Origin of the sequence: Amycolatopsis sp. NPDC058278, assembly GCF_042881395.1 — a bacterium.
Taxonomy (GTDB): domain Bacteria; phylum Actinomycetota; class Actinomycetes; order Mycobacteriales; family Pseudonocardiaceae; genus Amycolatopsis.
On sequence record NZ_JBHVXZ010000190.1, the window covers coordinates 1 to 13,113 of the forward strand.

Below are 13,113 nucleotides of genomic sequence, written 5' to 3' on the forward strand. Positions count from 1 at the left end.
GCAGGGGGAGAGCAGTGCCTTCATCGCGAGGCGCTCGTCCATGGCCCGGTAGCCTTCGGCGACCTGGTCCAGGGGCAGGGTGAGGTCGAAGACCGGACCCGGGTCGATGTGGCCGGTGAGGACGCGGTCGATCAGGTCGGGCAGGAAGCGGCGCACGGGCGCGGGGCCGCCGCGCAGGCCGACGTGGGAGAAGAACAGCTCTTCCCCGGCGATCTGGACGTCGTGGGGGACGCCGACGAATCCGACGTTGCCGCCGGGCCGCGTCGCGTGCAGGGCTTGTTTCATGGATTCGGCGGTGCCGACGCATTCGAGGACGGCGTCGGCGCCGATGCCGCCGGTGAGGTCCTTGATGGCGGTGACGCCGTCGTCGCCGCGTTCGGTGACGATGTCGGTGGCGCCGAACCGGGTGGCGAGCTTTTGCCGGGATTCGTGGCGGCTCATGGCGATGATGCGTTCGGCGCCGAGTTCTTTGGCGGCGATGACGCCGCAGAGCCCGACCGCGCCGTCACCGACCACGACGGCGGTCGAGCCGGGCTTGACCTCGGCGGCGAGGGCGGCGTACCAGCCGGTGCCCATGACGTCGGAGACGGCGAGCAGGCCGGGCAGGAACTTCTCGTCCGGGTGCTCGGTGGTGGCGACGAGGGTGCCCTGGGCGTTGGGGATGCGGACGTGGTCGGCCTGGCAGGTGCTCATGAACTCGCGGTGCAGACACGAGGACTGCCAGCCGTTGCGGCAGTTCGCGCACGTGTTGTCGGAGGTGGCGAAGGAACCGACCACGAACTGGCCGGGCTTGACCGACGTGACCTCGCTGCCGACCTCCTCGACGACGCCGACGTATTCGTGGCCCATCGGGTGCGGGTCGCCGACCGGCTCCAGGCCGCGGTAGGGCCACAGGTCCGAGCCGCACACGCAAGTGACCACCGTGCGGATGATCGCGTCGGTCGGCTGCTGGATCTTCGGGTCGTCGAGCTGCTCGAACCGGACGTCGCCGGGAGCGTGGATGACAGCTCCGCGCATGGATGACTCCTCGGGGGACGGTGGCGGGCCGGGCGGCCCCTTATGCCTCCACACAAGCGCGTTTTCGCGTCGGTAGCGAGTCATTGATGAGGGATGTACCAGCAGTACACCCCAACGTGTCGTGGTGGCGCGTACGGTCGTGCTGTGGACAATCGTGCCGAAGTCCGCGAGTTCCTCGTCTCGCGGCGCGCCAAGATCACGCCGGAAGAGGCCGGGTTGTCGGGCGGCACCCGGCGTCGCGTGCCGGGGCTGCGTCGCAGCGAGGTCGCCGCGTTGGCCGACGTCAGCGTCGAGTACTACGCGAAGCTCGAACGCGGAAACGTCGCCGGTGCCTCACCCGCCGTGCTCGAAGCCGTCGCCCGCGCGCTGCGGCTCGACGACGCCGAACGCGCCCACCTGCTCCACCTCGCCCAAACCGCCGAAGGAGCCGACGTGCTCGTCCGGCCCCGGCAGCGCTCCGGCAACAAGCAACGGACGCTGCACCGGAGTCTGCAGTGGACACTGGACGCGATCACCGCGGTGCCCGCCTTCGTCAACAACGGCCGGCTGGACCTGCTGGCCGAGAACCGGCTCGCTCGCGCGTTCTACAGCGATTTGTACGCCGGCGGGTCGAGGCCGCCGAACCTGGCCCGCTACCAGTTCCTCGACGCGGCGGCCCGTCACTTCTACGCCGATTGGGACCGGATCGCGGACATGACGGTCGACCTCCTGCGGACCGAGGCCGGCCGCAACCCGCACGACAAGGGCCTGCACGACCTCGTCGGAGAACTGTCCACCCGCAGCGACGAGTTCCGCGGCCGCTGGGGCGCCCACAACGTCCGCCGGCACGGCACGGGTCAGAAACGCTTCCATCACCCGATCGTGGGTGACGTCACGCTGACGTGGCAGGCCATGGCCATGGCCGCCGAACCCGGGCTCACCCTGGTCGTCTACACCGCGGAACCGGGTTCGCCTTCCGCGGACGCACTGGAGCTCCTCGCGTCCTGGGCCGCCTCCCCGCGTGCGGCCGGGGAGTGAGCCGATCCTTCCGCTTCGTCCGTAGCCGCCCAGGAACTGAGTAGCCGCAACGCTTCACCCGAGGGCGAGCCTGGCTCCGCGGTGTAGATGGTGAGCGTGAGGCCCGGCTCGGTGGCCAGCTCGAGACCTTCGTAGGCGAGGGTGAGGTTCCCGACGACGGGGTGGTGGAAGGTTTTCGAGCCGGTGCCGTGGTGGCGGACGTCGTGGGCGCCCCACCGCTTACGAAACTCGTCGCTGCGGGTCGACAGCTCGCCGACCAGGTCGTGCACGCCCTTGTCGTGCGGGTCGCGGCCCGCTTCGGTGCGCAGGATCGCGACGCAAACGTCGGCGAAGAGATCCCAGTCCGGGTAGAACCGGCGCGAGGCCGGATCGAGGAACTGGAACCGGGCGATGTTCGGCGGTTGCAGCCGACTGGCGTAGACCTCCGAATAGAAAGCTCGTGCGAGGCGGTTGGCCGCCAGCAGGTCCATCCGTCCATTGCGGACGAACGCGGGTCCTTCGGTGACCGCGTCGAGTGTCCATTGCAGGCTGCGGTGCGGGGTCCACTGCTTGTTCTTCGGTCGCCGCAGGATCGCGCTCGTGCCGTCCGCGGCGTGGGCGAGGGCAAGCAGGTGGGCTCGCTCCGCGTCGTCGAGCTGGAGTGCCCGGGCGACCGCGTCCAGTACGGAAGTGGAGACGCCCGCGAGGTTTCCGCGCTCCAGCTTGGCGTAGTACTCGACGCTCACGTCGGCCAGCGTGGCGACCTCGCTGCGGCGCAGGCCCGGTACCCGGCGTTTGCTCCCGGCGGGGAGTCCGGCCTGTTCCGGGGTGATCTTGGCGCGCCGCGAGACGAGGAACTCGCGGACTTCCTGGCGATTGTCCACCCTGACACCCTAGGGCCGGGCACCGCGGCGAAGGGTGTTCTGTCAGTACACCTTTCGGGAGAAACTCCCCGGCCACGCGGGGCTCTGGTTCCCTGGGACCGGACGCAATCCCGACCAAGGAGTTCCCATGTCGACCTTCGCACTCGTCGGCGCCGGCCCCGGATTGGGGCTCGCCACCGCGCGGCGTTTCGGGGCCGCCGGTCACACCGTCGCCCTGATCGCCCGCCGTGCCGAGCGCCTGGCCGAGCTGACGGCCGAGCTGTCACGCGACGGGATCGAGGCCCGCGCGTTCCCCGCCGACGTGCTCGATCGCGCGTCGCTCACCGCCGCGCTGCAGGACGCCACCGACACTCTCGGGCCGATCGAAGTCCTCCAGTTCAGTCCGGTGCCCCGCGCCGACTTCATGAAGCCGGTCCTCGACACGAGCGCCGACGACCTCGACGCGCCCCTGAACTTCTCGGTGAAGGGTCCGGTCACCGCCGTGCACGCCGTGCTGCCCGGCATGCGCGCCCTCGGGCGCGGGACTGTCCTGTTCGTGAACGGCGGCAGCGCAGTGCGGCCGAACCCCGGACTCGCCGGCACCTCGATCGCCTTCGCCGCCGAGAGCGCCTACGCCCGCATGCTGCACGACGCGCTCGCTCCGGAAAACATCCACGTCACTCAGCTGATCGTCCCCGGAGCCATCCGGCCCGACGCGGAGCACAGCGGTCCGGACGTCCTCGCCGAGCGCCTGTTCGACATCCACTCGAAGCGAGATGGCTTCCGCCACTTCGCCGAGCCCATGGCGGAGGACCGGTGATCCTCGCCCGCGCGATCCCGACCGCGGTCCTGCTGGCCGTGGCCGCCTGCAGCCCGGAAGCGCCGCCGTCCTCGGCACCTTCGACGACCCTCACACCCACGACCGGGAGCACCACCGCCGTGAACATCCACCTCACCGTCGAAGGTCGCGTCGTGAACGCGACCCTGAACGACAGCGCCGCAGCCCGCGATTTCGCCTCCCTCCTGCCGCTCACGCTGAACCTGAGCGACTTTCACGATTCTGAGCGGATTTCCGACCTGCCCCGGCGGCTGTCCACCACCGACGCCCCGGAGAGCGCCGACCCGAAGGCCGGCGACCTGGCCTTCTACGCCCCGTGGGGCAACCTGGCCATCTACTACCGCGACGCACCTCCGGCGAGCGGTGTGGTCATCCTCGGCCACCTGGCCGACGGCGGCGCCGAGGTGCTCGCCACGGCCGGCCGGGTCACCATCGAACTCGTTCGCTGAAACCGGAGAACACCCGAGATGAATCCCACCTACGACTTCACCGGCCAGGTCGCAACAACGCCGGTATCCAGATCCCACCCAGCGATGCCGCCGACGAGCCCGCCGAGCGGTTCGACCGCCGGTGTGGGCCTGCATGAAGCACGAACTGCGGCACATGCGAGCACAAGGCAGCGGAGCGATCGTCAACTGCTCCTCGCTCGGCGGCCTCGTCGGCATCCCGGGGCGCGCGTCCTACCACGCCGCCAAGCACGGGGTGATCGGCCTGACCACCAGTGCCGCCCTCGAGTACGCCCCGCGTGGCATCCGTGTCAACGCGATCTGCCCCGGCACCATCGACACCCCGATGGTCGGCGACATGATCGCCAAGGGGGAGCTCGACCGCGCCGAGGCCGAGGCCAACCAGCCCATCAACCGGCTCGGGACCGCCGAGGAGATCGCCCAGGCCGTGCTGTGGCTGTGCAGTCCCGGGGCCGGCTTCGTCATCGGCGTGGCCCTGCCGGTCGACGGCGGCTACGTCGCCCGCTGAGCCATGGCCCGGATCTTCGTCATCGGTCCGCGGGCGGCCTCGGGCCGCACGGCGGTGCAAACTGAGCACGCCGTCTGGTCCTCCCTGCGCCGCACCCGGCCAGTCTGCGCGAACGCCCGGGTGGAGTCCCGGTCAGGAGTCGCGTAGCCGGCCCTGTCCGGCACCGAGCTGGTCAGACTCACCTTGCGTGGTGGGGCCGGGCTGCTGTGGAAGGGCGGCCGCTTGCCCAATATTAGTACGGAAACGTATAGTACGGAACCGTGAAGAACGGATCCGTAATACTTGAGCTGCAGCGCGCAACCCATGCGACACTCCAGCTGCTGACGACGGAGCTCGTTGATCTCGACCTGACTGCGTCAGAGATCAACGCGCTGGGCAACCTCGCGGACGGCACCGGCCGGACGGTGTCCGAACTGGGGGCCGCCGTGGGGACCCGGCCCGCAACGCTGACCGGCATCCTCGACCGCCTGGAACGCCGCGGCTTGATCACCCGCGGTGCCCGCCCGGGCGACCGCCGTGCTGTGCTCATCGAACTCACGGCGGACGGCGAACAGACCGCCGCCCTGATCCGCCGTACCCTCGGCGATCTGGAGAAACGCGCTCTCGCCGGTCTTCCGGCGGATGCCGTCGACGGGGCTCGCGCAGTACTGCGGGCCTTGACGGAGGCCGGCCGATGAGTCTCGACCATCCGGCAGATCGGATCCCGGCCACCGACGACCCGTTCGATGCGCTGATGGCCGAGGTCATGGCGCATGCGGACCGGTTCGGCCATCGTCAGCACATCCACCTGACCTGGCTTGCCGTGCGTCGATACGGCACCCACACGGCGACCGCAATGATCAGCAACGGCATCCGGCGGACGGCGCGCTATGCCGGCGCACCGCAGAAGTACAACGCGACAGTCAGCCGGGCCTGGGTCGAGCTTGTCGGCCACCACGTTGCGTCCAGCGACGACGACGACTTCGACGCCTTCGCGGATCGTCACCCCGCGCTGTTGGACAGGCGCCTACTCACTCACCACTACCGACCATCGACGCTGGCGACAGCTGAGGCGAGGTCCGGCTGGGTAAAGCCCGACCTCGAACCGTTGCCGGGCACGGACGAAGCCGGGTCGGCTCAGGGTTTGGTTGACACCTCACCCGTGAGACTTCGGTCTCGCCCGGAAGGACGTCGTCGTGCCCAAGCCCCACCCCCGTGAGCTCCGTGATGACGTTGTTGCCGTCGCCCGCCGCGGCGAAGCCTCGTTGAAGCAGGTCGCGAAGAACTTCGGGATCTCCGAGTCGTGCCTGGCCAACTGGCTGCGCGTCGCCGAGGTCGAGGACGGCACCCGGGCCGGAGTGACCCGCGAGGAGTCCGCTGAGCTGCGGGAACTGCGCAGCACAACCGGCTGCTGGAGCAGGAGAGCGAGGTCCTGCGCAAAGCCGCCGCCTACCTCGCGCAGGGCAATCTGCCGGGAAATAGCCTTCCCGCTCGTCCGTGAACTGGCCGCGAGCGGCGCCCCCGTGCGAGTGTCGGTCGCGGTGACGTGCAGGGTGCTGGGCATCTCCCGGCAGGCCTACTACCAGTGGTGTGCGGCGCCGGTCTGCCACCGCGACTGGGACGACGCACACCTGATCAACGCCGCGCTCGAGATCCACGCCGACGACCCGGCCGACGGATACCGGTTCATCGCCGATGAGCCGGCCCGGCGTGGTTTCACCGCGTCGGAGAACCGGGTGTGGCGGATCTGCTCGATGCAGCAGATCTTCTCACTGCACGCCAAGAAGAAGGGCCATTCCCGTAAGGCGTGGCTACCGGTGCACGACGACCTGGTCCGCCGGAACTTCACCGCCGACGCACCGAACATGACGTGGCTGACCGACATCACCGAGCACCCCACCGCTGGAATCCAAGGTTCCGATCCGCGAGCTATCGTCGCCTGCTGCGCGATCATGGGTTGACCGGGTCGATGGGCCGGGTCGGTGCCTGTGGGGACAACGCCGCGATGGAATCGTTCTTCTCGTTGCTGCAAAAGAACATCCCGGGCACCCGTCTCTGGCGCACCCGTGAGGAACTCCGGCTGGCGATCGCGTCCTGGATCGAGACGAAATACCACCGCAAACGCCGCCAACCTGCCCTGGGCAAGCTCACCCCAGCCGAGTTCGAGACCATCTACACCACCGCAGCAGCGGCCTGAAAACAGTCAGCCCCGGTGTCAACCGAAGTCTGGGCAGACCCCAACCAGCTCACGTCACCCTGTTCACCACCACGCTTGGGCCGATGCTCGATGACACCTCACCCGCCGCCGGCGGCTACGCTGGCCGGCGGATCTCCGGGTTGCTCCGGCCCGTTCGGCTCTTGACCCGGGCGCCCAGATTGTTACAGGCTGTGTGATGTTGACGCGAAGAATGTTAAGAGGCGCATGATCGAGGACCACAGCACCCGTCGCGGGCCGGACTGGCGGCGGAAGGCCGTCGCCGACCACGTGCTGTCCGCCGGCTCGGTGAGTGCTGCCGAGCTGGCGGAGCAGTTCGGCGTCAGCCTCATGACCATCCATCGCGATCTCGACGAGCTCGAACGCCAGGGGATCGTGCGCAAGTACCGCGGCGGGGTCACCGCGCAGCCGTCCGGGGTCTTCGAGAGCAACGTCGCCTACCGCATGAAGTCCATGCGCCACGCCAAGGACGCCATCGCCGAGCGGGCCGCCGCCCTGGTCGAGCCCGGGATGGCGGTCATGCTGGACGACTCCACGACCGCGCTGGCGCTCGCGCGCCGCCTGGTCGGGATCACGCCGCTCACCGTCGTCACCAACTTCCTCGAGGCCATGAACCTGCTGGCCCGCGAGCGCGACATCCGCCTCATGGCCCTCGGCGGCGACTACGACCCGCTCCACGACTCCTTCCTCGGCGTGTCCTGCGTCGACGCGATCGAGTCGTTCCGGGTCGACCTCTGCTTCGTCTCCACCTCCGCCGTCTCGGCCGGGTTCGCCTACCACCAGGAGCAGCACATCGTCTCGGTCAAGCGGGCCATGCTCGCCGCGGCCAGCCGGAACATCCTGCTCCTCGACCACACCAAGCTCGGCCGGGTCGCGCTGCACCGGGTCGCGCCGCTGGAGACGTTCGAGCGGGTCGTCGTCGACGACGGCGCGGACGCGGAGGCTCTGCGGGAGCTGGACGAGCACAAGGTCGCCTATGAGGTCGCCGCCACTTCTTGACACGTTTCAATACGGCTCTCTACGCTCCACCTAACACTCATCGGTGTTAACTTCACATCTCATCGTTGACATGTGATCGGAGCGGCATGACCGACCGCCTCACCGCGACGCCGGCCCCGCACGGCCTGCATTGGCGAGCACCCGGTCGCGTCGCTCGGCATCGGCACCCAGGTGCGCCTGCGACCACCCATCGCGGCGACGATCCCGCCGGCACGCCCGGTCCGAGCCGGTCCGCGGCACCACCGGCACCGCCTGGTCCGGAGTGGACGGTGTGCCGAGGACGGACGTCACGGTGCCGCCCCGCCGCGACCGTGCACGTGCCCACCGTGCCGGAACAGCGCCTACCGATGCCGGAGGGCCGCGGCGTCCGGGGCATCCACGCCGAGCCCGGCAGGCTCACCTCGGGGGACTTCCCTTTCACCGCGGCAGCGCCGCCACCCCAGGAGAAACCATGACAATCGACAACCTCAGCCGACGGGGATTCCTCGTGCTCACCGGTGGCGCGGCCGCCATGGCAGCGCTCACCGCCTGCGGCGGGTCGGGCGGTGGTGGTGACGACTCGCTGCGGCTCGTCGGCGTCGCCGACCAGCAGAAGCCGCTTGACGCGCTCACCAAGGCCTACGGCAAGGTGCAGTTCAACGCCTCCTACGCGCCCACCGACCAGGTACAGACCTCGGTGCGCACGCAGCTCGGCGCCGGCAACGCGCCCGACATCCACGTCGTGTTCCCGGGCAACGGCAGCGCGATGAGCATGGCGCAGATCGCCAAGGCCAACCTGCTCGCCGACCTGTCGGACCAGGAGTGGACGAAGAAGATCCCGGAGAACTTCAAGCCCGCGTTCCAGCGCGACGGCAAGACCTACTTCTACTCCGCCGGCGCGAGCGTGATCGGCGCGATCTACAACAAGAAGGTCCTCACCGACGCGGGTGTCACCGCGATGCCCACCACCTGGCCGGAGTTCCTCGCCGCCTGCGAGAAGATCAAGCAGTCGGGCAAGATCCCGATCGCGCTCGGTGCCCAGACCCCGTGGATCACGCAGCTGATCACCTACGCGCTCGTGCCGTCCACGGTGTACGCCAAGAACCCGGACTTCGACAAGCAGATGGCCGACGGCAAGGCCAGCTTCGCCGGCTCAGGGTGGGCCGACGCCTTCGAGATGTACCTGGACCTGCAGAAGCGCGGCTACTTCAACGACAACCCGAACGGCACGACGTTCGAGCAGCAGACGTCCATGGTCGCGACCGGCGAAGCCGGCATGGCGATCCAGGTGTCGGCCGTGCTGCCGGACTTCCGCAAGGCCGCCAAGAACGCCGACGACCTGTCGATGTTCCCGGTGCCCGGCGCGGACACCGCCGGCGGCGGGTGGATCCCGGCCGGCATCGTCGTGGGGCTCGGAGTCAGCGCGCGCAGCAAGAAGCTGGACCAGGCCAAGGCGTTCATCGAGTTCCTCGGCGAGCAGAAGAACATCAACGCGTGGGCCGAGGCGGTCGCCTGCGTGCCGCTGGTGCAGGACTCGAGCTCCAAGATCGATCCGGCGCTCGACTCGTTCCTGCCGTTCCTGAAGAACGACAAGGCGGTGCCGTTCATGGACCAGGCCTGGCCGAACGCCGAGGTACAGCCCGCGCACTTCGCGGCCGTGCAGGAGCTCCTCGGGGGCAAGACCACGATCCCCGAGGCGCTCAAGAAGCTCGACGACACCTACCGGAAGGGCTGACCGGGTGAGCGGGAGAACACGCCGGTTCATGCTGCCGCCCTGGTGGTTCGCGGTACCCGCGCTGCTCGTCTACGCGGTGGTCGTGCTCTACCCGACCGGCACCGGTATCGTCTACGCGTTCACCGACTGGACGGGGATCGGCGACTGGTCGTTCGTCGGGTTCGACAACTTCACCAAGCTGTGGGACGACGACGCGGCGAGAGGCTCGGTCGTCAACACGCTGCTGCTGACGATCGCGATCGTGGTGGTGCAGAACGGGATCGGGCTGCTGCTCGCGCTCGGCGTGCACACCCACATCAAGTCGCGGGCCCTGCTGCGGGTGATCTTCTTCGCGCCCGCCGTGGTCAGCCCGGTGATGGTCGCGTTCCTGTGGAAGTACGTGTACAACCCGAAACCCGGCGAAGGACTGAACGGGGTGCTCGGCGCGATCGGCCTCGGGAGCTGGCGGCAGGACTGGCTCGGCGACCCGGATCTCGCGCTGTGGTCGGTGGCGTTCATGGTCGTGTGGCAGTTCGCCGGTTACTCGATGGTGATCTTCCTGGCCGGCCTGGAGTCCGTGCCGGCCAACCTGCACGAGGCCGCGATGATCGACGGCGCGGGGCGCTGGCAGCGGTTCCGCCACGTGACGTGGCCGCTGCTCGCCCCGGCCGTGACCGTCAACGTGATGCTCTCGACCATCGGCGGGCTGAAGCTGTTCGACCAGGTGTACGCGGCGACGAACGGCGGGCCGGGCTACGCGAGCGAGACGCTGTCGACCGTGCTGTACAAGCAGGCGTTCGTGTTCGGCAACTACGGCTACTCCACGGCGATCGCGCTCGTGCTGGCGCTGTTCGTGTCGGCGATCTCACTGGTGCAGGTGCAGTTCCTGCGGGGAAGGGAGGTGAGCGCCGGATGAGTTTCCGCTATGGACTCCGGACGTTCGCCCTGGAGTTGTTGATGATCACCGTCGCGCTCGCTTTCCTGTTCCCTGTGTACGCGCTGGTGACGTTGTCCCTCAAGGACCCGCAGCAGATCGCGGCGTCGCCGCTGTCGCCGCCGACGTCACCGACGCTCGGCAACTTCGGTGCCGCCTGGGAACGCGCGTCGTTCGGTTCCGCGCTGCTGAACAGCACGTTGATCACTGTCACCAGCGTGGTGCTCCTGATCGCCGTGGGCTCGTTCGCGGCGTACTTCATCGCCCGCCGCCGGACCGGGCTCGGCTACGGCATGTACGTGCTGTTCCTGCTCGGCATCGTGCTGCCCTTCCAGCTCGGCATGATCCCGCTGTTCAAGCTGGTCGACGACGCCGGGTTGCTGGGCACGTACCAGGGGATGGTCATCTTCTACACCGGCATCCAGCTGCCGTTCACGATCTTCCTCTACACCGGGTTCATCCGGGCCCTGCCGAGCGACTACGCGGACGCCGCGCTGATCGACGGCGCCGGGCACCTGCGAGCGTTCACGCAGGTCGTGTTCCCCCTGCTGCGGCCGATCACCGGCACGGTGCTGATCCTCAACGCGGTGTTCATCTGGAACGACTTCTTCACCCCGCTGCTGTACCTGGGCGGGTCGGCGAAGGAGACGATCCCGGTGCGGATCTTCTCCTTCGTCGGCCAGTACGTCTCCGAGTACGGCCTCGTGTTCGCCGGTCTGGTGCTGGCGGCGCTGCCGATCCTGGCGATCTTCCTGGTGCTGCAGAAGTACGTGATCAAAGGTTTCTCCAGTGGCCTGAAGGGATGACGATCGATGGCGATCGGACGGCGCGAGGTGCTGTTGTCCGGTGCGGCAGTGGGACTCGCGGCCGCGGCGACCGGGTTCTCGGCGAGCAGCAGCTGGGCGGACCCGCGGTTCTCCGCCGACCCGTTCGCACTGGGGGTCGCGTCGGGCGACCCGTGGCCCGACAGCGTCGTCCTGTGGACGAGGCTCGCGCCGCAACCCCTTGCGCTGGACGGCCTCGGCGGCATGCCCCCGCGCACGATCACGGTGGACTGGGAGGTGGCCGCCGACGAACGGTTCCGCCGCGTGGTCCGCAGAGGCCGGACGGCCGTGGTCCCGGAGCTGGCCCACTCGGTGCACGTCGAGGTCGGCGGGCTGGCCCCCGACCGGCACTACTACCACCGGTTCCGTGCCGGTCGTGCCGTTTCGCCGGTCGGCCGGACCAGGACCGCGCCGGCGCCGGGAGCGCGTCCGCGATCCCTGGACTTCGGTTTCGTGTCCTGCCAGGCGTGGTTCGAGGGCTTCTACACCGCGTACCGCCATCTGTCCGAAGAGGACATCGCGGTGGTCTTCCACCTCGGCGACTACATCTACGAGAACCGGATCGACGCCAACGGGGGAGTGCCGGGCACCCCGGTGCCCGCGGAGATCGGCGCGGAGCCGTTCGACCTCACCCAGTACCGGCTGCGGCACGCGTTGCACCACTACGACCCGGACCTGATCGCCGCGCACCAGGCCCATCCGTTCGCGCTGGTCTGGGACGACCACGAGATCGAGGACAACTGGGCCGGCGATCTCTCCAAGGCCGACGGCGAGCCGGACAACGACCCGGCGGTGTTCCGCCGGCGCAAGGCGGCCGCGTTCCAGGCGTACTACGAACACCTTCCGCTGCGGTGGCCGAACCAGCCCCGCGGGCCCGAAGCGACGCTCTACCGGCGGCTCGGCTACGGCCGGCTCGTCGACTCCACATCTTGGATACTCGGCAATACCGCGCCGACCAGGCTTGCGGTGACAAGACCGGCGACTGCGCCGATCGGCTCCTGCCCGGCCGCCAAGTGCTCGGCCCGCAGCAGGAGCAATGGCTGTACGACGGGCTGCGCCGGTCACGAGCGCTGCGGCAGATCGTCCCGCAGCAGATCCCGGTCACGCAGGTCGACACGGTGCCGGGGGACGGCCGCGCGTTCGTCATGGACTTCTGGGACGGGTACAAACCCGCTCGCGACCGTCTGTTCACCGCACTGGCCGAGGTCGGCAACCCGGTCGTGCTGACCGGCGACATGCACCGCCACCTGGCCGCCGACCTCAAGCTCGACTTCGACGACCCCGGCTCGCGCACGATCGGGGTGGAGTTCGTCGGCACGTCCATCTCGACCAAAATGGACGGTGAGGACCTCGACCAGGGCGGCCAGGACCTCCTCGACGCCAACCCGCACATCAAGTTCACCAGCTACCAGCGCGGCTACGTCCGGTGCACGGTCGACGAACAGGTGTGCCGCGCGGACTTCCGCGTCCTGCCGTACGTGACCCGGCCCGGCGCGCCGGTCTCGACCCGCGCCGGTTTCGTGACGGAGAACGGAAACCCCGGACTGCAACCCGCTTAGCGAGGCTGCTCGACACGATTCCCCACCACTGGAGGTTGTCTTGACCACACCTATGTCTCGTCGCCGGGCGCTGGGGCTCGGCGGCGCCGGGGCGGCGGCGGTGCTGCTGGGCACCGGCGCCTGGAACGCCGCCGGCGCGTTCGCCGCGCCCAAGGCCGGCAACCTGTTCACGCTCGGCGTCGCGTCCGGCGACCCGTCGCCGGACGGGGTCGTGCTGTGGC

General features: G+C 69.1%; 12 protein-coding genes and 3 pseudogenes. 13 read left to right on the forward strand and 2 right to left on the reverse strand.

Translation table 11 applies throughout. The features are described 5' to 3' along the window. Positions 1-1,017 (reverse strand): zinc-dependent alcohol dehydrogenase family protein (locus tag ACFVYA_RS46970; protein ID WP_387054739.1); only part of this gene is annotated, 1,017 nt, incomplete at its 3' end. 144 nt (positions 1,018-1,161) lie between these two features. Here ACFVYA_RS46970 and ACFVYA_RS46975 point away from each other — a divergent pair. Then, positions 1,162-2,034 carry a helix-turn-helix transcriptional regulator gene (locus ACFVYA_RS46975; protein WP_387054742.1) on the forward strand — a complete coding sequence of 291 codons (873 nt, stop codon included), beginning with the start codon at positions 1,162-1,164 and terminating at the stop codon, positions 2,032-2,034. On the opposite strand, the gene ACFVYA_RS46980 is transcribed toward ACFVYA_RS46975, so the two are convergent. Further along, on the reverse strand, positions 1,947-2,897 hold the full coding sequence (locus tag ACFVYA_RS46980) for a helix-turn-helix domain-containing protein (protein ID WP_387054744.1): 951 nt from the start codon (positions 2,895-2,897) through the stop codon (positions 1,947-1,949). The two genes, ACFVYA_RS46975 and ACFVYA_RS46980, sit on opposite strands and share 88 nt — an antisense overlap. Positions 2,898-3,024: 127 nt before the next feature. On the opposite strand from ACFVYA_RS46980, the gene ACFVYA_RS46985 reads away from it, so the two are divergent. The 12 genes and pseudogenes from ACFVYA_RS46985 to ACFVYA_RS47040 form a co-directional block, all read left to right on the forward strand. Then, positions 3,025-3,696, forward strand: coding sequence for an SDR family oxidoreductase (locus tag ACFVYA_RS46985; protein WP_387054746.1), 672 nt, complete (start codon positions 3,025-3,027; stop codon positions 3,694-3,696). Beyond that, positions 3,693-4,163: a cyclophilin-like fold protein gene (locus ACFVYA_RS46990; RefSeq protein WP_387054748.1), complete on the forward strand. Its 471-nt coding sequence runs from the start codon at positions 3,693-3,695 to the stop codon at positions 4,161-4,163. The genes ACFVYA_RS46985 and ACFVYA_RS46990 overlap by 4 nt, the downstream gene beginning before the upstream one ends. Before the next feature lie 133 nt (positions 4,164-4,296). Further along, positions 4,297-4,689 carry an SDR family oxidoreductase gene (locus ACFVYA_RS46995; RefSeq protein ID WP_387054750.1) on the forward strand — a complete coding sequence of 131 codons (393 nt, stop codon included), beginning with the start codon at positions 4,297-4,299 and terminating at the stop codon, positions 4,687-4,689. A gap of 260 nt (positions 4,690-4,949) precedes the next feature. Beyond that, entirely contained in the window at positions 4,950-5,366 is a 417-nt protein-coding gene (locus ACFVYA_RS47000) for a MarR family winged helix-turn-helix transcriptional regulator (RefSeq protein WP_387054753.1), read from the forward strand. After that, positions 5,363-5,887 carry a hypothetical protein gene (locus tag ACFVYA_RS47005; RefSeq protein WP_387054755.1) on the forward strand — a complete coding sequence of 175 codons (525 nt, stop codon included), beginning with the start codon at positions 5,363-5,365 and terminating at the stop codon, positions 5,885-5,887. Before ACFVYA_RS47000 ends, ACFVYA_RS47005 begins: the two co-directional genes overlap by 4 nt. Beyond that, positions 5,865-6,865: pseudogene (locus ACFVYA_RS47010) on the forward strand (integrase core domain-containing protein). Before ACFVYA_RS47005 ends, ACFVYA_RS47010 begins: the two are co-directional and overlap by 23 nt. Positions 6,866-7,090: 225 nt before the next feature. Then, the gene (locus ACFVYA_RS47015; protein ID WP_387054756.1) at positions 7,091-7,882 is read left to right on the forward strand and encodes a DeoR/GlpR family DNA-binding transcription regulator; all 792 of its coding nucleotides are present in this window, start codon (positions 7,091-7,093) and stop codon (positions 7,880-7,882) included. Between the two features lie 451 nt (positions 7,883-8,333). Next, the gene (locus ACFVYA_RS47020; protein WP_387054758.1) at positions 8,334-9,596 is read left to right on the forward strand and encodes an ABC transporter substrate-binding protein; all 1,263 of its coding nucleotides are present in this window, start codon (positions 8,334-8,336) and stop codon (positions 9,594-9,596) included. A gap of 4 nt (positions 9,597-9,600) precedes the next feature. Next, positions 9,601-10,491, forward strand: coding sequence for a carbohydrate ABC transporter permease (locus ACFVYA_RS47025; RefSeq protein ID WP_387054760.1), 891 nt, complete (start codon positions 9,601-9,603; stop codon positions 10,489-10,491). After that, on the forward strand, positions 10,488-11,315 hold the full coding sequence (locus tag ACFVYA_RS47030; RefSeq protein WP_387054763.1) for a carbohydrate ABC transporter permease: 828 nt from the start codon (positions 10,488-10,490) through the stop codon (positions 11,313-11,315). Before ACFVYA_RS47025 ends, ACFVYA_RS47030 begins: the two co-directional genes overlap by 4 nt. Positions 11,316-11,321: 6 nt before the next feature. Then, a pseudogene (locus tag ACFVYA_RS47035) lies at positions 11,322-12,892 on the forward strand (alkaline phosphatase D family protein). 52 nt (positions 12,893-12,944) lie between these two features. Then, positions 12,945-13,113, forward strand: a pseudogene (locus tag ACFVYA_RS47040) (alkaline phosphatase); the annotation flags it as partial.

Coding starts and splice junctions, on each gene's coding strand:
- ACFVYA_RS46995 (WP_387054750.1), top strand. CDS start 4,297: ATGAAGCACGAACTGCGGCACATGCGAGCACAAGGCAGCGGAGCGATC.
- ACFVYA_RS47030 (WP_387054763.1), top strand. CDS start 10,488: ATGAGTTTCCGCTATGGACTCCGGACGTTCGCCCTGGAGTTGTTGATG.
- ACFVYA_RS46985 (WP_387054746.1), top strand. CDS start 3,025: ATGTCGACCTTCGCACTCGTCGGCGCCGGCCCCGGATTGGGGCTCGCC.
- ACFVYA_RS47020 (WP_387054758.1), top strand. CDS start 8,334: ATGACAATCGACAACCTCAGCCGACGGGGATTCCTCGTGCTCACCGGT.
- ACFVYA_RS47015 (WP_387054756.1), top strand. CDS start 7,091: ATGATCGAGGACCACAGCACCCGTCGCGGGCCGGACTGGCGGCGGAAG.
- ACFVYA_RS47005 (WP_387054755.1), top strand. CDS start 5,363: ATGAGTCTCGACCATCCGGCAGATCGGATCCCGGCCACCGACGACCCG.